28 protein-coding genes are annotated in these 23,639 nt (G+C 31.9%); 2 read left to right on the forward strand and 26 right to left on the reverse strand.

All coding sequences use genetic code 11. The features are described from left to right. Position 1: 1 nt before the first annotated feature. From N3C_RS02470 to dprA, 16 genes are all read right to left on the reverse strand, one after another. A complete protein-coding gene (locus N3C_RS02470) occupies positions 2-322 on the reverse strand; it encodes a ribosomal L7Ae/L30e/S12e/Gadd45 family protein (protein ID WP_074364493.1) in 321 nt (106 codons plus the stop codon). Further along, a complete protein-coding gene (gene rnpM, locus N3C_RS02475; protein WP_074364494.1) occupies positions 312-581 on the reverse strand; it encodes an RNase P modulator RnpM in 270 nt (89 codons plus the stop codon). The genes N3C_RS02470 and rnpM overlap by 11 nt, the downstream gene beginning before the upstream one ends. A 17-nt stretch (positions 582-598) precedes the next feature. Then, positions 599-1,654 carry a transcription termination factor NusA gene (nusA, locus tag N3C_RS02480; protein WP_074364495.1) on the reverse strand — a complete coding sequence of 352 codons (1,056 nt, stop codon included), beginning with the start codon at positions 1,652-1,654 and terminating at the stop codon, positions 599-601. Further along, positions 1,647-2,129 (reverse strand): ribosome maturation factor RimP, encoded by a 483-nt coding sequence (gene rimP, locus N3C_RS02485; RefSeq protein ID WP_074364496.1) that lies wholly within the window; start codon positions 2,127-2,129, stop codon positions 1,647-1,649. The genes nusA and rimP overlap by 8 nt, the downstream gene beginning before the upstream one ends. 220 nt (positions 2,130-2,349) lie before the next feature. Further along, positions 2,350-3,399: a flavodoxin-dependent (E)-4-hydroxy-3-methylbut-2-enyl-diphosphate synthase gene (gene ispG / locus N3C_RS02490; RefSeq protein WP_074364497.1), complete on the reverse strand. Its 1,050-nt coding sequence runs from the start codon at positions 3,397-3,399 to the stop codon at positions 2,350-2,352. Positions 3,400-3,412: 13 nt separating this feature from the next. Next, complete coding sequence (locus N3C_RS02495) at positions 3,413-4,408, reverse strand: M50 family metallopeptidase (protein WP_074364618.1); 996 nt, start codon at positions 4,406-4,408, stop codon at positions 3,413-3,415. Between the two features lie 32 nt (positions 4,409-4,440). Beyond that, positions 4,441-5,595: a 1-deoxy-D-xylulose-5-phosphate reductoisomerase gene (gene dxr / locus N3C_RS02500; RefSeq protein ID WP_074364498.1), complete on the reverse strand. Its 1,155-nt coding sequence runs from the start codon at positions 5,593-5,595 to the stop codon at positions 4,441-4,443. A 190-nt stretch (positions 5,596-5,785) separates the two neighbouring features. Continuing rightward, a complete protein-coding gene (locus N3C_RS02505; RefSeq protein WP_074364499.1) occupies positions 5,786-6,583 on the reverse strand; it encodes a phosphatidate cytidylyltransferase in 798 nt (265 codons plus the stop codon). Between the two features lie 13 nt (positions 6,584-6,596). Continuing rightward, positions 6,597-7,346, reverse strand: coding sequence for an isoprenyl transferase (locus tag N3C_RS02510; RefSeq protein WP_074364500.1), 750 nt, complete (start codon positions 7,344-7,346; stop codon positions 6,597-6,599). Positions 7,347-7,404: 58 nt separating this feature from the next. Beyond that, the gene (frr, locus tag N3C_RS02515; protein WP_074364501.1) at positions 7,405-7,962 is read right to left on the reverse strand and encodes a ribosome recycling factor; all 558 of its coding nucleotides are present in this window, start codon (positions 7,960-7,962) and stop codon (positions 7,405-7,407) included. A gap of 11 nt (positions 7,963-7,973) precedes the next feature. Next, the gene (pyrH, locus tag N3C_RS02520; RefSeq protein WP_074364502.1) at positions 7,974-8,684 is read right to left on the reverse strand and encodes a UMP kinase; all 711 of its coding nucleotides are present in this window, start codon (positions 8,682-8,684) and stop codon (positions 7,974-7,976) included. 62 nt (positions 8,685-8,746) lie between these two features. Further along, positions 8,747-9,670, reverse strand: coding sequence for a translation elongation factor Ts (gene tsf / locus N3C_RS02525; protein ID WP_074364503.1), 924 nt, complete (start codon positions 9,668-9,670; stop codon positions 8,747-8,749). A 70-nt stretch (positions 9,671-9,740) separates the two neighbouring features. After that, positions 9,741-10,442 (reverse strand): 30S ribosomal protein S2, encoded by a 702-nt coding sequence (gene rpsB / locus N3C_RS02530; protein WP_074364504.1) that lies wholly within the window; start codon positions 10,440-10,442, stop codon positions 9,741-9,743. Between the two features lie 151 nt (positions 10,443-10,593). Next, positions 10,594-11,370 (reverse strand): GTP-sensing pleiotropic transcriptional regulator CodY, encoded by a 777-nt coding sequence (gene codY, locus N3C_RS02535; RefSeq protein WP_074364505.1) that lies wholly within the window; start codon positions 11,368-11,370, stop codon positions 10,594-10,596. A gap of 272 nt (positions 11,371-11,642) precedes the next feature. Beyond that, positions 11,643-13,733 (reverse strand): type I DNA topoisomerase, encoded by a 2,091-nt coding sequence (gene topA / locus N3C_RS02540; RefSeq protein ID WP_074364506.1) that lies wholly within the window; start codon positions 13,731-13,733, stop codon positions 11,643-11,645. A 52-nt stretch (positions 13,734-13,785) separates the two neighbouring features. Continuing rightward, positions 13,786-14,862, reverse strand: a complete 1,077-nt coding sequence (gene dprA, locus N3C_RS02545) for a DNA-processing protein DprA (protein ID WP_074364507.1) — start codon at positions 14,860-14,862, stop codon at positions 13,786-13,788. A gap of 106 nt (positions 14,863-14,968) precedes the next feature. Between dprA and N3C_RS02550 the strand changes: the two genes are divergently transcribed. Beyond that, the gene (locus tag N3C_RS02550) at positions 14,969-16,489 is read left to right on the forward strand and encodes a YifB family Mg chelatase-like AAA ATPase (RefSeq protein ID WP_074364508.1); all 1,521 of its coding nucleotides are present in this window, start codon (positions 14,969-14,971) and stop codon (positions 16,487-16,489) included. A gap of 14 nt (positions 16,490-16,503) precedes the next feature. Beyond that, positions 16,504-16,863, forward strand: coding sequence for a YraN family protein (locus N3C_RS02555; protein WP_083604393.1), 360 nt, complete (start codon positions 16,504-16,506; stop codon positions 16,861-16,863). On the opposite strand, the gene N3C_RS02560 is transcribed toward N3C_RS02555, so the two are convergent. From N3C_RS02560 to ftsY, 10 genes are all read right to left on the reverse strand, one after another. After that, the gene (locus tag N3C_RS02560) at positions 16,860-17,672 is read right to left on the reverse strand and encodes a ribonuclease HII (RefSeq protein ID WP_074364510.1); all 813 of its coding nucleotides are present in this window, start codon (positions 17,670-17,672) and stop codon (positions 16,860-16,862) included. The genes N3C_RS02555 and N3C_RS02560 overlap by 4 nt on opposite strands. Before the next feature lie 18 nt (positions 17,673-17,690). Further along, complete coding sequence (gene ylqF, locus N3C_RS02565) at positions 17,691-18,533, reverse strand: ribosome biogenesis GTPase YlqF (RefSeq protein ID WP_074364511.1); 843 nt, start codon at positions 18,531-18,533, stop codon at positions 17,691-17,693. An 82-nt stretch (positions 18,534-18,615) separates the two neighbouring features. Then, a complete protein-coding gene (gene rplS / locus N3C_RS02570; RefSeq protein WP_074364512.1) occupies positions 18,616-18,960 on the reverse strand; it encodes a 50S ribosomal protein L19 in 345 nt (114 codons plus the stop codon). Between the two features lie 138 nt (positions 18,961-19,098). Next, complete coding sequence (gene trmD, locus N3C_RS02575; protein WP_074364513.1) at positions 19,099-19,818, reverse strand: tRNA (guanosine(37)-N1)-methyltransferase TrmD; 720 nt, start codon at positions 19,816-19,818, stop codon at positions 19,099-19,101. Beyond that, a complete protein-coding gene (rimM, locus tag N3C_RS02580) occupies positions 19,808-20,305 on the reverse strand; it encodes a ribosome maturation factor RimM (protein ID WP_074364514.1) in 498 nt (165 codons plus the stop codon). Before rimM ends, trmD begins: the two co-directional genes overlap by 11 nt. 69 nt (positions 20,306-20,374) lie before the next feature. Next, on the reverse strand, positions 20,375-20,602 hold the full coding sequence (locus N3C_RS02585; RefSeq protein WP_074364515.1) for a KH domain-containing protein: 228 nt from the start codon (positions 20,600-20,602) through the stop codon (positions 20,375-20,377). A gap of 49 nt (positions 20,603-20,651) precedes the next feature. Beyond that, on the reverse strand, positions 20,652-20,909 hold the full coding sequence (gene rpsP / locus N3C_RS02590; protein ID WP_074364516.1) for a 30S ribosomal protein S16: 258 nt from the start codon (positions 20,907-20,909) through the stop codon (positions 20,652-20,654). 31 nt (positions 20,910-20,940) lie between these two features. Continuing rightward, entirely contained in the window at positions 20,941-22,296 is a 1,356-nt protein-coding gene (gene ffh, locus N3C_RS02595; RefSeq protein ID WP_074364517.1) for a signal recognition particle protein, read from the reverse strand. A 9-nt stretch (positions 22,297-22,305) separates the two neighbouring features. Next, a complete protein-coding gene (locus tag N3C_RS02600; RefSeq protein WP_074364518.1) occupies positions 22,306-22,650 on the reverse strand; it encodes a putative DNA-binding protein in 345 nt (114 codons plus the stop codon). A gap of 70 nt (positions 22,651-22,720) precedes the next feature. Further along, positions 22,721-23,632, reverse strand: coding sequence for a signal recognition particle-docking protein FtsY (gene ftsY / locus N3C_RS02605; RefSeq protein ID WP_074364519.1), 912 nt, complete (start codon positions 23,630-23,632; stop codon positions 22,721-22,723). Positions 23,633-23,639: the final 7 nt, after the last annotated feature.

The following is a 23,639-nucleotide window of genomic DNA, read 5'->3' on the forward strand; positions in this document are numbered from 1 at the left end:
TTCACCCCCGGTTATTTTGGTTGGCATTATAAATTTCCATCAACCTTGTACTCATATTGCTATCAATAACGCCGAGCACATTAATTTCTTTTCTTCCTAATATACTGCCTAATTCTTCCTTATCGTAGTCATAAATATACTTTATATTCTTTTTCTCACAAAGATTTTTAAATTTTTTATATGAATTTTCAGAAAGGCTTTTAGACAGAATACAAAGAAATACTTTACCATGTTTTATCTTTTCTTCACATTTGTTATAGCCTTCAATTAACTTTCCTGCACCCTTTGTTAAAGCTAAAAACTGAAGAAAATTATCCTTCATCAACAACTTCTCCCTTTAAATTTTCATACAGCTCTTCAGATATTTTAGTTTCTAAGTTCTTTTCTAATCTTCTGGATTTAAAGGCCTTTTCCAGACACTCAATACTTCTACAAATGTAAGCTCCCCTGCCTGGCTTTTTGCCTGTTAAGTCCATGGAAACTTCCCCTTCTTTGTTTTTTACTACTCTTACCAGTTCTTTTTTAGGTTTCATTTCCATGCATCCAGTGCACATTCTTAAAGGTATCTTCCTTACTTTCAACCAAGAAACCTCCTATCTTATTCCATATTCTCCACTTGAGATTTACTCTTAATATCTATCTTCCATCCAGTAAGTTTAGCTGCTAATCTAACATTCTGTCCTTCTTTTCCTATGGCTAAAGATAACTGTGAATCATCTACAATAATTTGTGCAGATTTAAGTTCTTCATTAATTGAAACATCTAAAACCTTAGCTGGACTTAAGGCATTAGCTATATAGACTTCTGGTAACTTATCCCACTTTATAATATCGATTTTTTCATTCTTCAATTCATTAACAATATTTTGTACTCTTGTCCCTCGTGGTCCAACACAGGCTCCCATAGGATCCACATTTTCATCATTAGAACTTACTGCAATTTTTGTTCTTGAACCAGCTTCTCTAGCAATGCTCTTTATTTCTACTATTCCTTCGTAAATCTCTGGAACCTCTAATTCAAAAAGACGTTTTACTAGACCTGGATGAGTTCTTGATACAATTACTTGTGCACCCTTTGTTGTATTTTTAACTTCAACAATATACAATTTTAATCTTTCATTAAAATTGTATTCTTCTCCTGGCATTTGTTCATTTGGTCCTAAAACAGCTTCAATTTTGCCTAAGTCTACAAAAACATTGCCTTTATCTTTTCTAATTACTATACCAGTAATAATATCAAATTCTTTCTCAACAAATTCATTATAGATTATGTTTCTCTCAGCTTCTTTGATTCTCTGAACCACTACCTGTTTTGCTGATTGGGCTGCTACCCTTCCAAAGGTTCGTGGAGTAACTTCCAATTCAACAACATCACCTATTTGGTATCTAGGGTTTATCTTTCTTGCTTCCTCCAAGGATATTTCATTTAATTCATCCTGCACATCCTCAGATACTTTTTTCTGAGAATAAACATGAATTTCTCCTGTTTCTCTATTCATACTTACTCTTACATTTTGAGCAGCACTTCCAGCAGTTGCATAATTTTTCTTATAAGCAGCCACTAATGCGTCCTCTATTGTTGTAAACAAAAGATCCTCACTAATTCCTTTTTCCTTTACTATCTCCCTTAAAGCCCCAATAAATTCCTCATTCATTGGTATTACCCTCCTTTAAACTCCCCTCAAGACTTATTGATTTAATCTTTTCTCTTGGTACTATTACTTCATTTTCTTCTATACTTATATAAATATTATCATTATCAAAGGATTTTAAATTACCTATTAAAGATTTTGCCCCATTGAATACACCGTTAAACACAATTTTTACAGTGTCACCAATATGCTTTTCCAAATGTTTATCATTAAATAACTCCCTAAAGATACCTGGTGAAGATACTTCTAAGTAATAACTATCTGAAATGGGATCTTCAACATCTAGCATGTCACTTATAGGCCTACTAACTTTTTCGCAGTCAGATAAGCTAATACCACCTTCCTTATCTATATAAACTCTTAAATAATATTCTCCATCTTCTTTTTTATACTCAATATGATACAATTCATATCCTAAACCAACAACAATAGGTTCTATTAGTTTATTTAACTTTTCTAGCAACACTTGTTTTTTCAAAATATCCCTCCTCTTAATGATCCTATTTATATTCTACTCTATATAGCAGTTTCTATTAGGACCTAATGAAAAACGCAACATTAGTTGCGTGTTAAAACAAATAGAAAGAGCGGGTTTTGTTTAACATCCCACTCCTTAAGCCGAAAATATAGTAATTCATCATTGTTATTGTAACATAGACAGTAAATTATTACAAGGATAAATTAAAGTTAACAAGCTTCTACATCTTTTCTATCTCTTCCATTAATGCCTCAACTAATTGATCTTCTTTAACCTTTCTTATTATTTCACCTTTTCTAAAAATGAGACCTTCTCCATTTCCTCCAGCAATACCTATATCTGCTTCTCGTGCTTCCCCAGGTCCGTTAACTACACAGCCCATTATAGCTACCTTTATATCTTTATCTAAATCCTTTAGCTTTTCTTCAATAGTATGAGCTAATTCTATAAGATTAATTTGAGTTCTTCCACAGGTAGGGCAAGAAACAAAGGTAATTCCTTGCTTAATTATACCTAAAGATTTTAGAATTTCTTTTCCTACCCTAACTTCCTCTAATGGATCATCCGTTAAAGATACTCGTATTGTATCTCCAATTCCCTCTGCAAGAAGAGTTCCAATTCCTACGCTAGACTTTATGGTACCTCTCCAAGTTGTGCCCGCTTCTGTTACTCCAATATGTAGAGGATATTCTACCTGCTTAGAAATTAATCTATAACTTTCAATCATTTGTAGCACATCTGAGGACTTTATTGATATAACTATATCATGAAAATTCACCTTTTCTAATATATCCACATGTCTCAAAGCACTTTCTACTAAAGCTTCAGGACATACCTTACCATACTTGGATAATAGCTCCTTTTCTAAAGAACCGCTATTTACACCTATTCTTATAGGAATTCCTTTATCTAAAGCATGTTCTGCTACCAACTTTACTCTTTCCATGTTACCTATGTTTCCAGGATTAATCCTAAGAGCAGATACCCCATTGTTGATAGCATTTATAGCTAATCTATAATCAAAATGAATATCTGCTACCAAAGGTATATTAATCTGCTTTGTTATTTTCTTTAAAGCTTCACTGGCCTCCTCATCAGGAACTGCGCATCTAATAATATCACAACCAGCTATTTGCAATCTCTTTATTTGATCTACAGTAGTTTCTATGTTCCGTGTATCGGTGTTAGTCATTGACTGAACAGTTATAGGTGCATCTCCACCTATAAAAATATTACCAACTTTTATCTTTCTTGTTTTTCGTCTTTCCATCTAATCACATCCTCTAAAATTGAACTGGGAAGAAGATATCTTTTAAGAGCACCGCTACCATTAATAACATTAAAATTGAAATACCTACAAAATTAGCTACGCTCACTACCTTCTCGTTAATTTTCTTTCTTGTTATTATTTCTAAAAGAAAAATTAAAATCCAACCACCATCTAAAGCAGGGAAAGGAATAATATTAAAAATAGCCAGTTGTACGCTAATAATAGCTATCAAATATAATAATGGTAATATTCCTAATTCTGCAGCCTTTGTAGACAACCTAAATATAGTAATAGGGCCACCAAAGTCATCCATTTTTGCTTTACCTTTAAATATAGTAGCGTAAGCTGAAAAAGTTAACTTTGTGAGGCTTATAGTTTGTTTAAATCCATAGGATATACTTTGACCAATGGATGGAGTAACAACCTTAGAAGCTACTCCTATCTTATAGCTTTTACTTTCTTCATCATATACTGGTTTTACTGTCTTAGTAATTAAATTAGAATCTCTTTCAATAACAATATTTAGTTCTTTATCTCCATTAGTATTTATAATATTTGAAAGATCCTCCCAGGTAGATATTTTTTCACCATTGATTTCTTTAATAGTGTCATCAACCATAATTCCTGCTATTTTAGCCGGTGAATCATCTAATACCGTACTTATCTGTGTAGTACTTACTCCTGATTTATATCCAATTATAGCAAGGAACAAAATAGCTAATAAAATATTCATAATTGGACCTGCAGAAACTATACTTAATCGCCTCAATGGGGACTTGTTAGAAAAGGCTCTAGGATCATCGGTCTTTTCTTCTTCTCCAAGCATCTTTACATAGCCACCTATTGGTAAAGCCTTAATTAAATATTCTGTTTCCTTTCCTTTAATTCCTATAATTTTAGGCCCCATACCTAAAGAAAATTCTTCTACCTTTACATCGTTTAATTTAGCTACGATAAAATGCCCAAATTCATGAGCTATAATCAATAAACTAAAAGCTAATAAACCCATTAGGATATATACAATATTCACTTTTATACCTCCTATAAGTATTTGGTAGTAATATAATCTGAAACCAGCCTCTGTGTTAATAATATATTTTCTACAGTGCACTCTTTTGTATAATCAAACTTATTCATACATTCATTAATTATACTATAAATTTGGCCAAAATTTATTCTATCCTTTAAATATAAATCCACAGCAGATTCATTAGAACTATTTAATATAGTTGGCATTAGTCCTCCACATTTTCCTGCCTCAATAGCAAGCTTAAGACAAGGGAAGTTATCATAATCTGGTTTCTCAAAAGTAAGTTTAGCTATCTTTGTTAAATCTAAAGATTCTACAATCATGTCACCTCTGTTAGGATAATTAAGAGCGTACTGTATAGGAAGTCTCATGTCTGCATTTCCTAATTGAGCTATTATGCTGCCATCTGTATATTCTATTGCAGAATGAATAATGCTTTCAGGGTGAACTATAGGTTCAATTTTTTCATAAGGCTGATTAAATAACCAATGGGCTTCAATTATTTCAAGACCCTTATTCATAAGTGTTGCTGAATCTATAGATATCTTCTTCCCCATACTCCAATTTGGATGTTTTAAAGCCGCTTCCTTCTTTACATATTGCAAATCTTCGAATTTCTTACCTCTAAATGGACCTCCTGAGGCAGTTAATATTATTTTGTTTATCCTTTCAAGGGAATTACCTTGTAAACATTGGAATATGGCGCTATGTTCCGAATCTACAGGAAAAATATTCACATTATGAGTCCTTGCCTTTTCCATTACAATTTGTCCTGCTGCCACTAAAGTCTCCTTATTAGCTAAAGCAATATCTTTTCCATTTTCAATAGCTTTTAATGTAGGTTGGATACCTACCATACCTACTAATGCAGTGACAACTATATCAACTTCAGGAATTGCTGCTATCTCTATTAATCCATCCATGCCGAAAAGTACCTGTGTACTTCTTTTGTTATTTTCACAATAATCTTTAAGTTTATTATAAGCGTCTTCCTCCATTAAAACTGCGTATTTGGGCTCAAATTCATTAATAATTGAAACCATTTTATCTAAACTTCTATAAGCTGAAATTGCAATTAGCTTAAATTTATCCTTTTCTTGTCTTATAACGTCTAAAGTTTGAGTACCTATTGAACCGGTTGCTCCTAATAAAGTTATGTTTTTCAATATATCACCTCAAATATATGTACTAATAAACTATTTATTGATACATTAATAATAATATATTTTTCTAATTAATTAAGCAATATAATTATTAAAGATCTAATTAATTCTATACTATTACTATTTATATAAATATAAAAAAAGAAAGTAGTATAGGGAATAAAACTATTATACTACTTTCCTTTTCCAAACATCAAATATTAACTATTATGGTTAAATAATAATATATCACAACAGATGAAAAGATTATACTATCAAATCTATCTAAAATACCACCATGACCTGGTATTAAATGACTATAATCCTTAATACCTACATACCTTTTAATTGAAGAGGCTACTAAATCACCAAATTGAGATACAACTCCACAAAGTAAACCAATTATTGCATAATGTGCTAGACCCATTATATGAAATTTGCCTTCCATAAAAATCCCAAATAATAAAGTTATTATAGCTGCACCTAAAGCTCCACCTATAGAACCTTCAATAGTTTTTTTTGGACTAACTTTCGGACAAAGTTTTCGTTTGCCAAAAGCCCTTCCACAATAATAGGCCACAACATCACAGCCCCATGAAGTAATAAAGACTAACCAAACTAGTACATTGCCTCCAACTTTAAAATTTATCAAGGGTATAAAACTAAAGAAAATGCAAACATATAAAACCGCAAGTAAACTTAATGCGGAGTCAACAAAGGTAAACTTAATATTAATTACAGGTATACATAATAAAACTAATGTTAAGATTACAAGAAAACTACCGATATGTTCTCCATTTCGGTTAAACAATAATAAAACATAATAAATTACTGTCGCAACGTAACTTATAAGGAATAATGGTTTAAAACCTTTTGCTTTTATAGCATTAAAATACTCATGGATACCAATTAAAGAAATAAGCATAATAAAAACAGCTAAGTAATTACCACCTAAAAAGATAAATATGAAAAAAGGTGAAATTAAAAGCGCACCTATATATCTATTATTCACCGCATATCCCCCCTTACTTAACGCCGCCGAATCGTCTATCTCTGTTTTGATAATCTTTTATAGCCTGGTGTAAATCCTCCTCAGTGAAATCTGGCCAATAAATACTTGAATACCAAAATTCAGAATAAGCACTCTGCCATAATAGGAAATTACTTATTCTTTTTTCACCACTTGGTCTTATGACTAAATCAGGATCAGGAATACCTGTTGTATATAGATAATTACTGAAAGATTCCTCACTAATATCATTTATATCAATTTTACCTTCTTTATATTGACCTATCATATTTTTTACGGCATGAATTATTTCATCACGTCCACCGTAATTTAGTGCAAGACTAAGTACAACACCGGTATTGTTTTTTGTCTTTTCGTAGGCTTTTATTAACTCTTCTTGACAGGCTTCCGGTAATTTAGAAATATCACCAATATGATTCACTACTACGTTATTTTTATGTAACTCTTCTACTTCCTGTTTTAAATATTCTAACAGTAATTTCATCAATGCATTAACTTCATCTTTTGGTCTTTTCCAATTTTCTGTAGAAAAAGCATACAAAGTCAAATATTTAACACCAATCCTATTACATTCTTTAACAATTCGACGGATAGTTTCTACACCGGCTCTGTGTCCCATAGTTCTAGGGAGATTTCTAGCCTTCGCCCATCTTCCATTTCCATCCATAATTATTGCAATGTGTTTTGGTATATTGTCATTTAGAAGATTATCCTTCTCTTTTTTATTTTTACGAAATAAAAACATACACAGCACATCCTCACAACACTAATGATATTAGAAATAAAACCTGCAAAGTGCAGGTTTATATTGTCATTATTTCTTTTTCCTTTACCTCAATAATTTTATCTACTTCTTTTATGAAATTGTCTGTTATTTTTTGAATATCATCTTCAGCTTTCTTTATCTCATCTTCTGAAAATTCGCCATCTTTCTTTAAAGCTTTTACCTTATCATTAGCATCTCTTCTGATAGCTCTGATTGCAATTTTAGCATCTTCTCCTGTCTTCTTCACTTGCTTTACTAAATTTCTTCTTGTTTCTTCAGTTAATTCAGGTATTAATATTCTAATAACAGAGCCATCATTAGTTGGATTAAGTCCTAAATCAGACTTTAATATTGCTTTTTCGATAGCTTTTAAAGAACTTTTTTCCCAAGGTTGTATAAGAAGCATTCTAGGTTCAGGAGCTGAAATATTACCAACTTGATTAATAGGTACCATACTGCCGTAGTATTCAACTTCAATTTTATCTAGCATGGTTGGATTAGCTCTACCAGCTTTCATAGTAGCTAAATCAGATTTTAGAACTTGAATAGTTTTTGACATCTTTTCTTCAGCTTTACTTATTATTTCCTTTATCATAATAACCTCCTTTATACTTTTGATACTATAGTACCAATTTTTTCTCCCATGGCAGCCTTCTTTATATTACCGGGTTCATCTAAAGAAAATACAATTATAGGAATGTTATTGTCCATACATAAGGAAGTAGCAGTGGAATCCATAACCTGAAGACCCTTTTCTAAAACCTGAATATATGTTAATTCGTCAAACTTTTTTGCATCATAATACTTATGAGGATCCTTATCGTATACTCCATCTACCTTTTTAGCTAAAAGAATTACATCTGCTTCTATTTCAGCAGCTCTCAATGCAGCAGTAGTGTCTGTTGAAAAATATGGGTTACCAGTACCTGCCGCAAATATTACCACTCGACCCTTCTCTAGATGTCTCATAGCTCTTCTTCTTATATAAGGTTCTGCAACTTCTTTCATCTCAATAGCTGTCTGAACCCTTGTCATAACTCCAATAGACTCTAAAGAATCTTGAAGAGCCATAGCGTTAATGCAAGTAGCAAGCATTCCCATATAATCTGCAGTGGTTCTATCCATACCATTACCGTTTCTACCTCTCCATATATTACCGCCGCCTACTACAGCTCCTACTTCTATTCCCATATCAACTAATTCTTTTATTTCTTTTGCTATTCTAGATGCTACTTCAAAATCAATACCGTATCCTTGTGGGCCTGCTAGAGCTTCACCAGATAATTTAAGCATGATTCTTTTATATTTTGAGCTCATCTTAATCCCTCCAAATGAAAGTTAAATACTTGAAAAAAAGGAACACTGCAGTGTCCCTTTTTTTACTTAACCTGCTGCATTTGTTTTTGTACTTCTTCAGCAAAGTTTTCTTCCTTTTTCTCTATACCTTCTCCTCTTTCAAATCTAACGAATCTAGTTACAGTTATTGGTGCGCCAACTTCCTTTGATTTTTCTTCAATATACTTAGTAATTGTGTAGTCAGGATTCTTTACCCAAACTTGTTCTAACAAGCAAACTTCTTTAAAGTACTTCTTAACTCTTCCTTCTACCATCTTTTCTACTATATTTGCCGGCTTACCTTCATTAGCTGCCTGTACTCTATAAATTTCTTTTTCTTTTTCTAAAGTTTCAGCATCAACGCTATCCTTATCTAAGAATAATGGGTTAGCAGCGGCTATTTGCATAGCTACATCTTTTGCTACTGTCTTAACAACATCGTTTTGAACTTTGCAAGCAACTTCAACTAACACACCGATTCTTCCGCCACCATGAATATAGCTCTGAATTAAGCCTTCTTCGATAGAAAACTTTTCAAATCTTCTAACATTCATATTTTCTCCAATTTTTGCTATAAGTACAGTTGTTGTGTCTTTAATTGTAGTGCTTTCATCAGCTATGTATTTTTCATTTACAAATTCATCTATAGTATTTGCATTTGTGCTAGCAGCTTGCTTTGCTAAGTTTTTAGCAAAATTGATAAATTCTTCGTTAGCAGCTACGAAATCTGTTTCACAGTTAAGTTCTACAATACCTGCAGATTTCAAATCTTCTGATACAAATGTTTCTACTAAACCTTCAGCTGCAATTCTTCCAGCCTTTTTAGCAGCTGCGGCTAATCCCTTTTCTCTTAAAACTTCTATAGCTTTTTCCAAATCGCCATTAGTTTCAGTTAATGCCTTTTTGCAGTCCATCATTCCTGCTCCGGTTCTCTCTCTCAATTCCTTAACAATTTGCGCAGTTATCATGTAATATTCCTCCCTATTAACGTTAATTTAAAAGGTAAATGAAGCATAGCTCCACCTACCTCTAGCAAGATTACTCAGCTAATTGTTCTCCTTGACGACCTTCTATTACAGCATCAGCTATTTTTGATGTGATAAGTTTAACTGCTCTAATAGCATCATCATTACCTGGTATTACATAGTCTACTTCTTCTGGATCACAATTAGTATCCACAATTGCAACTACTGGTATACCTAAAATTTTAGCTTCAGAAACAGCATTTCTTTCTTTTCTAGGATCTACAACAAATATTGCACCTATGTTGTTATCTGCCATGTTTCTAATTCCGCCTAAATTCTTTTCTAATTCTTTTTCTTCATGCTTTAACTTAATTACTTCTTTCTTTGGTAGAAGTTCGAAAGTTCCATCTTCTTCCATCTTCTTTAATTCTTCAAGCTTCTTAATTCTTGTCTTAATAGTTCTGAAGTTAGTTAGCATTCCACCTAACCATCTATTCTTTACATAATGCATTCCACATCTGATTGCTTCTTCTTCTATAGCTTCCTGAGCCTGCTTTTTAGTTCCTACAAAAAGGATATCCTTTCCTTCTGCGGAAATAGACTTAACAAATTCATAAGCCTCTTCAATCTTCTTTACAGTTTTCTGTAAATCAATGATATAAATACCATTTCTTTCTGTAAATATGTATGGAGCCATTTTAGGGTTCCATCTTCTTGTTTGATGTCCGAAATGAACACCTGCTTCTAATAATTGTTTCATTGAAATAACTGACATGTTTTTACCTCCTTGGTTTTTCCTCCATCATCTTCATTCTCACAAAAGACTTTTCAGCACCATTTTGTGAATTGGATGATGTGTGTATTTTCTCACTCCAGTAGTATATCATAAGGAATGATTATCTTCAATAACTTTTTTAATGTTGTTCTTATTTTATTTTAGCTAATTCTTCAACTAGTTTTTCATTCAATATTTTTATATGAGTTCCTTTCATACCAAGAGATCTTGACTCAATAACCCCAGCACTTTCAAACTTTCTAAGAGCATTTACAATTACTGAACGGGTTATGCCTACCTTATCTGCAATTTTAGAAGCTACTAATAATCCTTCATTACCATCTAGCTCATTGAATATATGTTCAACAGCTTCTAATTCAGAATAAGAAAGAGTTCCAATCGCTAGCTGTACTATTGCCTTTTTTCTAGCCTCTTCTTCAATTTCATCGGTTTTAGCTCTTAGAATCTCTAGGCCTACAATGGTTGCACTATATTCTGCTAAGACTAAATCGTTATCTGTGAATTCTTCTCCAAATCTAGCTAATAATAAAGTACCAAGTCTTTCTCTATTTCCCACTATAGGTACTATGGTAGATACCTTATTATCTAAATTACATTCCCCTTCTTCCATAAAGGCACAAATACCTTCATTATATAAATTTGATAAGGTTTCATTAATATTTAACAACTTTTTGTTATAACTCTCCGGAAATCTCATTTCACTAATAATTGTTTTCTTTACGATATCACATTCAAAGTCACCTGCAAAATTGTAACCGAGAATCTTACCTTTCCTACTAATTACGTAAACATTGCAAGATAAGACCTCACTTAGCAATTTACATATATCATCGAATACTACTGGTTCAGCACCAGATTTCTGTAATATTTTATTTAGTTTTCTTGTTTTATCTAATAGCGAAGACATTATTTTACCTCCTAGTTCATCGCAACTTTTATCTATTATTGTTTTAATTGTTGCAAAATTTTAAAGTTTCAGAATTGTTTTTGATTGCCGCATTTATAATATCACACCCTTTAAAGTTTTTCAACTTTATTTCTTACAGAATAACTAGTTAATAGCAATTTAAAAGGCTTTTTTTATCAAAAAATAAAAATAGGGATTAGATTCAATAGTTATCTCCGCCTAAATCCCTATTTTAAAAAAATTTTTTAATCAATATAAAATTTATAATTTAACTATTTACTGTTTTGCTTCTCTATTGCTTGGTGTTTACAATCCGCATTAGAGCATTCATAATAATTTCCTTTAGCTTTACTATATCTTAATACCATCATACTATTGCACTTTTCACATCGCCTATTTGTAGGTTCATACCAACTTACAAAATTACATTCAGGATAATTTTCACAACCGTAAAACTTTCTGCCCTTCTTACTTCTTTTAACTACTATTTTACCTTTACAATTAGGGCAAGCCACATCTAATTCTTCAACTATAGCTTTAGTATTCTTACATTCAGGATAACCAGGACAAGCTAAAAATTCTCCAAAACGTCCCTGCTTTATAACCATCATTCTACCACATTTATCACAGGGAACATCACTTATCTTATCCTCAATTGTGATTTTATTAATTTCTTTTTCTGCTATGTCTATAGATTCTTTTAAAGGTTTAAAAAAAAGGTCAACGGTGTTTTGCCATTTTTCTTTACCTTCTTCTATATAATCTAATCTATTCTCTAGTTCTGCAGTGAAATCTACATCTACTATTTCTTTAAAATATTCACACATTATTTTATTGACTATTACTCCTAATTCCGTTGGCAGAAGATTTCGCTTTTCTCTTTGAACATATTTTCTTTCTAATAGGGTAGTGATGATAGGGGCGTATGTACTTGGTCGTCCAATACCATATTCTTCTAAGACTTTTACTAAGGAAGCTTCAGTAAATCTTGCTGGTGGTTGAGTAAAATGTTGCTTATCTATTATTTTTTTTCTTTCTAAAATCTCGTTATTTTCTAACTCTGGTATACTTATACCTTCCGCTTCTTCTTCGTTTGTATACTCGTAAATTTTCATAAATCCATCAAATTGAACTTTAGAACCACTAGCCTTAAATAAATAATCGCCATTTGCTATATCTACAGAAATAACATCCATTATACAAGAAGCCATTTGACTAGCTATAAATCTATTCCAAATCAAAGTATATAACTTTAGCATATCTGGTGTTAAGCTATCTTTTAAAGCATCTGGGGTTAACTCCACATAAGTTGGTCTTATAGCTTCATGAGCATCCTGGGAATTTTTCTTTCCCTTGTAAATTCTCTTTTCCTTTGGCACATAAGAGCTACCGAAATTAGTGCTTATAAAGTTTAAGGCACTACTTTGAGCTTCTTCAGATATTCTCACCGAATCTGTACGCATATAAGTTATCAAACCTATAGATCCTTTATCTTTTACTTCAACACCTTCGTATAAATGTTGAGCTAAAGACATGGTTTTTTTGGTGGAAAAATTAAGCTTTCTGTTAGCATCCTGCTGTAAAGTACTAGTAGTAAAAGGCGGTAGTGGATTTTTTATCTTACTCCCTTTCTTTACTTGCTTTACTACAAAGTCGTTATTACTAAGTTCATCTATGATTTTCTTACATTGCTCTTCATTTTCAATTTCTATCTTTTTACCCTTATGTGTTGTAAGTTTTACTTGAAAAGTACTTTTTTCTTTAGCCTTTTTTAAATCTACAGCAATTGTCCAATACTCCTTAGGAACAAAATTTAAAATTTCCTCTTCTCTATCGCAAATTATTTTTAATGCTACAGATTGAACTCTACCAGCACTTAGTCCCCATTTAACCTTTCGCCATAATATAGGGCTTATTTGATAACCAACTAATCTATCTAATATTCTTCGCGCTTGTTGTGCGTCCACTAAATTTTCATTGATAGCTCTAGGATTTTTTATTGCATTTTTTACTGCAGTTTTAGTAATTTCATTAAATTCTATTCTGCATGTTGAAGTTGTATCTAGATTTAATGCCTTAGCTAAATGCCAAGATATAGCTTCTCCTTCCCTATCAGGGTCCGTTGCAAGGAATACTTTATCACTTTTCTTTGCCATTTTTCTTAATTTATCTAAAAGATCACCTTTACCTCTAATTGTTATATATTTAGGATTGTAGTTATTTTCTAAATCAACGCCTAATTGGCTTTTAGGAAGATCTCTAACGTGTCCCATGGAAGCCTCTACAACATAAGTAGAACCTAAGTATTTCTTAATAGTTTTCGCTTTTGCCGGTGATTCTACAATTACAAGTTTTTGTCCCATATAAGCCCTTCAGCAAATAAGCCGAAGACTTCACCCCCTTAACAATAAAATTCTATTGAAAATCATCATTTATTTTAACATAATAATTTCCTGCGATACATTTAATGCTATCTTCAAGTTGCATTTCCAATAATAACTCATATAATAGCTTAATGTCAATATTAGTTATTCTCATTATATCATCTAAATGCATAGGTGTATCTGTTAAAATATTATAGATTTTTTCCATTTCCTTACTACGTCTTTTTACTTTTTTCTTCTGTTTACCAACAAAATTTATTTTTAGTAAACTCAAAATAGATTCTATCCCTGTAAATATATGAGCACCATCACTTATTAAGTCGTGAGTACCTTTACTTTTGCTGGAAAAAATTGAGCCGGGCACTGCCATAACATGCTTACTTTGATCCAAGGCCCTATTTGCCGTTATCAAAGAACCACTTCTTTTTTCCGCTTCTACTACAATAATAAGTTCGCTCATTCCACTAATTATTCTGTTCCTTATTGGAAAATTATATGCAAAGGGAGGGGTAGAAGTAGGGAACTGAGAAATGATACATCCAATTTCTTTAATTTTATTATATAAACTTCTATTTTCTGCTGGATAAATCCTGTCAATTCCACAGCCAAGTACAGCAGTACTAAAAGCTCCATTATTGACTGCTCCCCAATGAGCAACTGAATCAATCCCCTTAGCCATACCACTTACTATATTTACATTATAAAAGGATAATTGGGATGTTATAATATTTGTTACTTCCTTTCCATAATTACTGCAAAGTCTTGATCCCACTATAGAAATATTCCTTAGCTCATTTATTTTTTTAATATTGCCAAAATAATACAAAACATAAGGAGAATCATCGTAATTCTTTAAAAGTCTTGGATAATCATCATCTTTCTTAGTAACTATTTTTATCCCCTGTTTTATAGTAATTTCTAATAATTTTTCAACATATTCCATATTCATGCTAGCTAATAAAGGCTTTGTAGAAAAGGAATAGTTATAATCCTTATGCTCGTTTAAAAACACCCATAATTCTTCTGTGTCTCTAAAGGATCTCATTATTTGATTTTTAATTTCATCAGGAAGTTTTATTGTGCTAAACCATATATCGTATAGATTCATACCATTCACCACCTTTTTTATTTCTTCATTATTTCCATATAAAAATCCAATATACCTATGAATGAATTTTAAAAATGTAGTCAAGGATTATAGAAGAGGTGATAAAATGGCTATTAAGATTTTAAGCTCTACCTATAGCGGTATTGAAGGAATGATTATTTCTGTTGAAGTAGAAATATCTAGAGGATTGCCTACTTTTAATATTGTAGGTTTAGCTGATACCGCTGTTAGAGAATCAAAAGAACGGGTTCGTTCTGCTATAAAAAACTCTGGCTTTGATTTTCCACTAGGAAAAATTACCGTAAATTTAGCTCCAGCAGATATAAAAAAAGTTGGTTCTTTGCTTGATTTACCTATAGCTATAGGTATATTAGCTGCTACAGATCAAATCAACTATGCTAATATAGATGAATATATATTTGCTGGTGAACTATCTTTAAGTGGTGGTATTACAAAAATAAAGGGAGCCCTTCCTATTATAATCGAAGGGTTAAATAATAAAATTTATAAATTTATTGTACCGAAGGATAATGCAGATGAATGCAGTTTGATACAAAAAGCAGAAATATTTCCTTTTGACTCCTTGAATCAAGTAGCCTCCTATTTAAAAAATCGTGATATGCTACCCTACAAAAGTAATACTACTGTAAAAAGTATAAATTATGATTATGATTTTTCCGAAGTTATAGGACAACAATCCGTAAAAAGAGCTTTAGAAATTGCCTGTGCTGGAGGTCATAATATTATAATATTAGGTCCACCGGGTTGTGGTAAAACTATGCTAGCATCCAGAATTCCCAGCATATTACCAGATTTAACTTATGAAGAATCTCTTGAAATTACAAAAATATATAGTATTGCTGGAAAACTATCTATAGACCAAGGTTTAATTTCTACAAGACCTTTTAGAAGTCCACATCATACTAGTTCTAAAACAGCTTTAATAGGTGGTGGTATTCAATTATCACCTGGTGAAATCACTTTAAGTCATAATGGCGTCCTTTTTATGGATGAATTGTTAGAGTTTGATAAGTGTGTACTGGAAGTTCTTAGAGAGCCTCTTGAAAATAAAAAGATTATTATAAGCCGAAGTTCAGGAACTGTAGTATATCCTGCAAACTTTATGCTTGTAGGTTCTTTAAATCCCTGCCCTTGCGGTTACTATTTAAGTAAAGTAAAAGAATGTTCTTGTAGTGATAATGAAAGAAAAAAATATTTGAATAAACTTTCAGGTCCCTTTCTAGACAGAATAGATATTATGACCTTTGCTTATCAGCATCAGTATAAAGAAATAGTTTCAACTAACAAAGAAGAATCTTCTAAAACTATTAAATTAAGGGTTGAAGCAGCTCGAGCTATACAAAATATAAGATTTAACAATCAATCTGTTAAATGTAATGCAGATATGACTAATTCGCATATTAAGGAATATTGCAAATTGAATTCAGAATGTGAAAAAATACTACAACGATTCTTTTTTAAGTTTCCTTTTAGTTTAAGGGCCTACAATAAAATATTAAAAATAAGTCGCACTATAGCAGATTTAGATTCCAGTATGGAAATACGCTCTTCTCATATTATGGAGGCGCTTAGCTACAGACAATTAGGAGAAAATAAAGTTATATAAAGGGAAGTGGTAAATTGATTAATACAAAAGAAATTGGTTCTTATGGTGAAAATATTGCTCTTGAATACCTACTGAATAGAGGATATAAATTAATTTCCAAAAATTTTAAAAGTCACTTTGGAGAAATTGATATCATTGTTAAAGATAAAGATCTTATATGTTTTGTAGAGGTTAAAACACGGTATAATAATAATTTTGGTTTGCCGTCACAATCTATAGATAAAAACAAACAGAAGAGAATAAAAAAAGCCTCTCTTTTGTTTGTTAACAAAGAGAAGCTTTTTAATTTTAATTTAAGATACGATGTTGTGGAAATCTTCTTAAACTACAAGGATGATTCCTACACTATAAATCATTTAGAGAACGCTTTTTAATCTAAAAGCGTTCTCAAGAAACTCTTTCTGTGTATTGGTGTAATACCATACTTACGAATTGCTTCTATATGCTCTTTTGTACCATAACCTACATTTTTATCAAATCCATACTGTGGATATACTTTACTGTAGCCCTGCATCAATCTATCACGATACACTTTAGCTACTATGGAAGCTGCTGCAATGCAAGCACTCTTAGCATCACCTTTAACTATATAATCAGTGGTACCATTATATCCCTTTATAGCATATCCATCTGTAAGAACTAATTCAGGTTTTACGTTTAAATTACTACAGGCTTCTAAGAAAACTTTATTATTACAAAAACTTATGCCTTTTTCATCTATCTCATTATTATCTAACTCAGATATATAATAGGCTTCTGCCCTGTTTATTATTATATCGTATAACTCTTCTCTTTTCTTAAAACTTAACTTTTTTGAGTCATTAAGACCAAGTATTAAACTAGATGAAGTTAAATCATCGTATTTTAGTATAACTGCTGCCGCTACAATAGGCCCAGCCAAAGGTCCTCTTCCTACTTCATCAACTCCTGCAATTAACTTATAGCTTCCATAACTTCTGTCTAACTCATACATTTTCTTTACTCTACTTATTTCTTCTAAATATCTTTTATATTTATTTTCTAATGATATACCTAGTTTAATTACATTCTTTCTTTCATCTTTCTTTAATTTGTCAACAATGAAAGGAAAGTTTTCTTTAGAAAATAATTCTTCTTCTGAAAAGCTACTTATATATATGTTTATATCTTTGTATGATAAATTACTTATTTCTATAAACTCCATTCTAAACCCCACATTAATTTATAATGTTTCCAAGCATATCTTACCTATTTTTCCGCCTCTAAATTCATCTAAAATAATATTTGATATTCTATTGTAATCTATTTCTCCGCCAGAGATTATAGCGCCTCTCTTTCTTGCTATGCTATTTAGTGTCTCTAGAGGATCTGAAGAAAGTTCAGTTAACTTATATCTCTCCTTCAATTTTTCTGGAGCAATTACCTGTAAACGCTCTACCAATTTTAATGCTAATTCTTCTATATCAACCACTTCATCTTTTACTGCACCGGTAAAAGCCAAATTCAAACCCACTTCCATATCTTCAAAACGTGGCCAAAGTACTCCTGGAGTGTCCATTAACTCTAAGCCTATTTTGGTTTTTATCCATTGCTTATTTTTCGTAACTCCTGGCCTATCTCCTGTTTTAGCAATGTTATTTTGAGCCATTTTATTTATAAAGGAAGATTTTCCCACATTAGGTATTCCTACTACCATTGCTCTTGTAACGATATTAACAACACCTTTAGCTCTTAATCTATCATGTTTTTCTTTAAGTAACTGATCTATTAATGGTTTAATTTCCTTTAATCCCTTTCCTGTAACACAATTAACCGCTAAGGCTTTGATATCTCCTGTAGATAATTTATTACACCATTTCTTTACAACACTATCTTCACACAAATCACTTTTATTTAAAAGAATAATTCTTGGTTTACCACTACATATTTCATCTATATCTGGATTAGCACTAGATTTCACAATTCTTGCATCACGAATTTCAATAACTAAGTCTACAAGCTTTAAATTTTCTTTTATTTCTTTCTTAGTTTTCAGCATATGTCCAGGAAACCAATTTATTTTCATATTCATCAATCCCTCGGTTTTCTATTTTTTATTTTACGAAAAATGGGACTTTTGCAAGTCCCATTTTGAAATTAAATTATGTTTAAACTAATTCTTTAACTTTTGAAGCCTTTCCTACTCTATTTCTTAAGTAGAATAACTTAGCTCTTCTTACTTTACCACGTCTTACTACTTCAATTTTTTCAATTGATGGAGCATGAAGTGGGAAGGTCTTTTCTACACCAACACCGTAAGCAACTCTTCTTACTGTGAAGGTTTCTCTTAAACCACCGTTTTGTCTCTTTAAAACAGTTCCCTCAAAAACCTGAATTCTTTCTCTGTTACCTTCCTTAATTTTTACATGAACCTTTACTGTATCTCCTACATTGAAGTTTGGTAGGTCTGTACGAAGTTGTTCAGCTTCAATTGATCTTATTAATTCATTCATTGTGCATTCCCTCCTTAGTTTCATTAACGTTCGTACCTTATAAAATAGGCAGAGGACCGTCCGTACTAGCACAAAGCATATTTTATCATAGTATTAGCAAGGTTTCAATAGAATTTTTATAATAAATCAATTTTTTTGCTATTTTTTAGAATACTTTTTATATAACTTTTTTTCTTCATCACTAAGATTATATTTTTTAAATAAATCAGGTCTACGCTCCTCAGTAATTTTCAAAGATTGGTATTTTCTCCATTGTCTTATATTTTCATGATGTCCAGAAATCAAAATTTCCGGTACCTTTTCTCCTTCAAAATCATAAGGTCGAGTATACTGAGGATATTCTAATAAGCCATTATAAAAGGATTCATCCTTATAACTTTCATCATTAGATAAAACACCTGGTAACAGACGACATATACTATCTACTATTGGTATACAGGCACTCTCTCCGCCAGTAAGTACAAAATCCCCTAAGGATATTTCCATATCTATGTATTTATAAGCTCTTTCGTCAATCCCTTCATAATGGCCACATAAAAAGATTAAGTGCTCTTCTTTAGAAAGCTCCTTAGCCATTTCTTGATTAAAGGTTTTTCCACGGGGACCAAGAAAAATTACTTTCCCCTTTGAATTTTCTTTAGCTTTTTTAATAGTATCTGCAATTGGTTGTACTGCCATTACCATTCCAGCACCACCACCATAAGGATAATCATCTACCTTCCGATGTTTATCCTTTGTATAGTCCCTTATGTTAAAAATATTAATATCAATAATACCTTTCTCCTTAGCTCTTCCCATAATACTATAATTAAAGACATCAAACATTTCAGGGAAAAGAGTCAAAATACTAATCTTCATAATTCCATACCTCTACAGGTTCAATAATTATTTTTGAATTTTCAACATCAATATCTTTTACTACAGAATCTATTACAGGTACCAAAACATCCTTTTTACCCCTTACCCAGTAAACGTCATTGCTTCCTGTAAAAATAACTTCTTTTACTTCTCCAACTTCTTCTCCCTTTGTATCTATTACCTTACAACCTACTATATCCACTACAAAATATCTACCTTCTGGTAACTTTACTGCATCTTCACGTCTAACCTGCAAATACTTAGTCTTTAGTTTTTCTGCTGCTTCAATAGTATCTATACCTTCAAGTTTTAAAATTGCCTTATCCTGTTGAAGTTTACACCAAATAACCTTTATTTCTTCACCATCAAGCAATACATATTTTAATTTTTTAAATCTTCTTATATCATCCGTTAATGGATATACCTTTAACTCACCTTTTATTCCATGGGTATTAATGATTTGGCCAATGGTTATTTTATCCTTCATCCTATCACCCGCTTTAAGTAAAAAAATTTGCAATTATGGAAAAAGAGCTAGGGAAATCCTAACTCTAAATTAAATTATTTCTACAGAAACTCTTTTATTTTCTTTTACGGCAGCTGCTTTTACAACAGTTCTTATAGCTTTTGCTATTCTGCCTTGTTTTCCTATAACCTTGCCCATATCTTCTGGAGCAACCTTTAGTTCTAGGATAACAGATTGTTCTCCTGCTATTTCATTTACTTGAACCATATCAGGATTATCAACCAAAGATTTAGCTATTATCTCTATTAATTCCTTCATAAACTGGTCTGCGCCAATTGAAAACTGCGCAGAATTCACCTCCTAATAACTACTTTGAAAGCTTATCAGTAATTCCAGTTTTATCAAATAGCCTCTTTACTACATCTGATGGTTGAGCTCCATTCTTAATCCACTTTGTAGCCTTTTCTTCATCAATTTTGATTACAGCTGGCTCAGCAATTGGATTATAGTAACCAATTTCTTCGATGAATCTTCCATCTCTTGGAGCTCTTGAATCAGCAACTACTATTCTATAAAATGGAGCTTTGTGTGCACCCATTCTTCTTAATCTGATTCTTACTGCCATTGATTTCACCTCCTTTAAATAGTAACATTATTTATTTCATAAAAGGGAACTTTCCAAATATACCTTTTTTCATATTCTTTTGTAACCCTTTCATTTGCTTAGTCATTTTCTTCATATTATCAAACATTTTCAAAAGTTTATTTACATCCTGCAATGTGGTTCCAGAACCATTAGCAATTCTTTTCTTACGGGATGTAGAATTTTTAATTAATGAAGGCTGCATCCTTTCCTTTTTAGTCATGGAATGAATCATTGCTTCAACCTTTGCAAGTTCTTTTTCGCCCTTATCAAAATCAACACCTTGTAGTTCTTTTGTATTTACTCCTGGCATCATTTCAAGAATCTTGCTTATTGGACCGAGTTTTTTCATTTGATTCATTCCTTCAAGGAAATCATTAAAATTGAACTCTTGGCTCATCATTCTGTCAGTGAGCTCTTTTGCTGCCTTCTCATCTATGTCAGATTGTACTTTTTCAATTAAAGAAAGTACATCTCCCATACCTAATATTCTAGAAGCCATTCTATCAGGATAGAATACCTCTAAATCACTCATTTTCTCACCGACGCCTACGAACTTAATGGGCTTTTGAGTCACTTGCCTTATAGATAAGGCCGCTCCTCCTCTTGTATCGCCATCTAGTTTAGTTAAAATTACTCCTGTAATATCTAAGCGATTATTAAATGTTTCTGCCACATTCACGGCGTCTTGACCAGCCATTGAGTCTACTACCAATAAAATTTCTTGCGGTTTTACAGCTGCCTTAACATTTTCTAATTCAGCCATTAAAGAATCATCTATATGAAGTCTACCGGCAGTATCTATGATAACAACATTATTTCCATTGCTTTCTGCATATTCTATTCCTGCTTTTGCTATATCAACAGGAGAAACCTTATCCCCCATAGAAAATACAGGAATATCAATTTGCTTTCCTACAACTTGTAATTGCTTTATAGCGGCTGGTCTATATATATCACAGGCTACCAGTAAAGGCTTTTTATTATTCTTTCTCATTTGAAGAGCCAATTTACCGGCCATTGTTGTTTTTCCTGCACCTTGAAGACCTACAAGCATTACCACTGTTATGCCATTATCTAAATAATTTATTTTACTGTTGCTTCCTCCCATAAGTTCCGTTAACTCATCGTTAACTATTTTGATGACCTGTTGACCAGGAGTTAAGCTTTCCATAACGTCATTACCTAGACACTTTTCACTAACACTATTGATAAAGCTTTTCACTACCTTAAAGTTAACATCCGCTTCTAATAATGCTAATTTAACTTCTCTCATGGCTTCTTTTATATCTTTTTCACTTAACTTACCTTTACCTTTAAGCTTTTTTATGGTTTCTTGTAGTCTGGATGCTAATCCTTCAAAAGCCATGTTACCCTCCTATAAATCTTTAAAGATTTCTTCTAGTCTATCTATCTTTTCTATTATTACAGGTTCTGTTGAATCTTTTTTAATATCTTCTAAATACTTAATAGCAGTTTTCTTCTTTTCTATCTTTTTTAATACATTTTCCTTTAACTTTAGCTTAACTTCATACTCTAGCAAAAGTTTATGACATCTTTTAATAATATCATGCACAGCCTGCCTACTAGTATTAGTCAATTCTGAAATCTCTGCCAACGATAGATTTTCATTATAGTACAGGTTCATAATTTCCTGCTGCTTATCTGTTAAAAGAGTGCCATAAAAATCCATTAACATTGACATTTCGATATGATCTTCCATACAATCACCACAACATTTAATATAATATCAGACACTATTACGGCTGTCAAGTGTTTTTACTTAACACCTATTAAAATAATGCTTCCACAAACATTTTTTCGTCAAATTCCTGTAGATCTTCAATACCTTCTCCTACACCAATAAAGTATACAGGTATATTTAACTCTTTCTGAATAGCTATTACTACGCCACCTTTAGCAGTTCCATCTAATTTAGTTAATATAATACCATCAAGATCGCAAACTTCCTTAAATTGCTTTGCTTGAATTATTGCGTTTTGCCCTGTAGTTGCATCTAATACCAATAGAGTATTTTTATTAGCTTCACCATACTCCCTTTGAATTACTCTATTAATCTTAGAAAGCTCATCCATTAAGTTCTTCTTATTATGCAATCTACCGGCAGTGTCGCATATGAGTAAATCTGCCTTTCTAGCCTTTGCTGCTTGAATAGCATCGTAAACTACGGCAGCTGGGTCTGCCCCTTCCTGTTGTTTTATAAGATCCACTCCAGATCGATTACTCCATACTTCCAATTGTTCAATGGCTCCAGCCCTAAAAGTATCCGCAGCTGCTAACAACACTTTTTTGCCATTATTTTTATATAGATTTGCAATCTTACCAATGGAAGTTGTTTTACCAACTCCATTAACTCCTACTATTAACAGCACATTTTGATCTCCGGCTATAATATCTTTTTTACTGCTAGATTGAAGCTGCTCAGCAATCACTTCTTTTAAAAGGTCTTTAACACCAGCTGGATCCTTAAGCTTTTTTTCCTTGATTTTTAACTTTAAATTATCAATTATTTCCATAGTTGTATTCATACCAATATCCGCTGTTATAAGTAACTCTTCTAGCTCCTCATACATTTCCTCATCTATGGTTACTGTGAATTTTAATACTTCAGTAATTTTGTCTGTAAAAGATGATTTAGTCTTAGATAGACCATTCTTAAGTTTATCAAAAAAATTTCCAAACATAATAACA

Source organism: Clostridium sp. N3C, assembly GCF_900095445.1.
In the GTDB taxonomy this organism is placed as follows: Bacteria; Bacillota; Clostridia; order Clostridiales; family Clostridiaceae; genus Clostridium_AU.

Coding starts and splice junctions, on each gene's coding strand:
- N3C_RS02470 (WP_074364493.1), bottom strand. CDS start 322: ATGAAGGATAATTTTCTTCAGTTTTTAGCTTTAACAAAGGGTGCAGGA.
- nusA (WP_074364495.1), bottom strand. CDS start 1,654: ATGAATGAGGAATTTATTGGGGCTTTAAGGGAGATAGTAAAGGAAAAA.
- ispG (WP_074364497.1), bottom strand. CDS start 3,399: ATGGAAAGACGAAAAACAAGAAAGATAAAAGTTGGTAATATTTTTATA.
- N3C_RS02495 (WP_074364618.1), bottom strand. CDS start 4,408: ATGGGTTTATTAGCTTTTAGTTTATTGATTATAGCTCATGAATTTGGG.
- N3C_RS02510 (WP_074364500.1), bottom strand. CDS start 7,346: ATGTTTTTATTTCGTAAAAATAAAAAAGAGAAGGATAATCTTCTAAAT.
- frr (WP_074364501.1), bottom strand. CDS start 7,962: ATGATAAAGGAAATAATAAGTAAAGCTGAAGAAAAGATGTCAAAAACT.
- pyrH (WP_074364502.1), bottom strand. CDS start 8,684: ATGAGCTCAAAATATAAAAGAATCATGCTTAAATTATCTGGTGAAGCT.
- tsf (WP_074364503.1), bottom strand. CDS start 9,670: ATGATAACTGCGCAAATTGTTAAGGAATTGAGAGAGAGAACCGGAGCA.
- rpsB (WP_074364504.1), bottom strand. CDS start 10,442: ATGTCAGTTATTTCAATGAAACAATTATTAGAAGCAGGTGTTCATTTC.
- codY (WP_074364505.1), bottom strand. CDS start 11,370: ATGTCTTCGCTATTAGATAAAACAAGAAAACTAAATAAAATATTACAG.
- topA (WP_074364506.1), bottom strand. CDS start 13,733: ATGGGACAAAAACTTGTAATTGTAGAATCACCGGCAAAAGCGAAAACT.
- dprA (WP_074364507.1), bottom strand. CDS start 14,862: ATGAATCTATACGATATATGGTTTAGCACAATAAAACTTCCTGATGAA.
- N3C_RS02550 (WP_074364508.1), top strand. CDS start 14,969: ATGGCTATTAAGATTTTAAGCTCTACCTATAGCGGTATTGAAGGAATG.
- N3C_RS02560 (WP_074364510.1), bottom strand. CDS start 17,672: ATGGAGTTTATAGAAATAAGTAATTTATCATACAAAGATATAAACATA.
- ylqF (WP_074364511.1), bottom strand. CDS start 18,533: ATGAAAATAAATTGGTTTCCTGGACATATGCTGAAAACTAAGAAAGAA.
- rplS (WP_074364512.1), bottom strand. CDS start 18,960: ATGAATGAATTAATAAGATCAATTGAAGCTGAACAACTTCGTACAGAC.
- trmD (WP_074364513.1), bottom strand. CDS start 19,818: ATGAAGATTAGTATTTTGACTCTTTTCCCTGAAATGTTTGATGTCTTT.
- rimM (WP_074364514.1), bottom strand. CDS start 20,305: ATGAAGGATAAAATAACCATTGGCCAAATCATTAATACCCATGGAATA.
- N3C_RS02585 (WP_074364515.1), bottom strand. CDS start 20,602: ATGAAGGAATTAATAGAGATAATAGCTAAATCTTTGGTTGATAATCCT.
- rpsP (WP_074364516.1), bottom strand. CDS start 20,909: ATGGCAGTAAGAATCAGATTAAGAAGAATGGGTGCACACAAAGCTCCA.
- ffh (WP_074364517.1), bottom strand. CDS start 22,296: ATGGCTTTTGAAGGATTAGCATCCAGACTACAAGAAACCATAAAAAAG.
- N3C_RS02600 (WP_074364518.1), bottom strand. CDS start 22,650: ATGGAAGATCATATCGAAATGTCAATGTTAATGGATTTTTATGGCACT.
- ftsY (WP_074364519.1), bottom strand. CDS start 23,632: ATGTTTGGAAATTTTTTTGATAAACTTAAGAATGGTCTATCTAAGACT.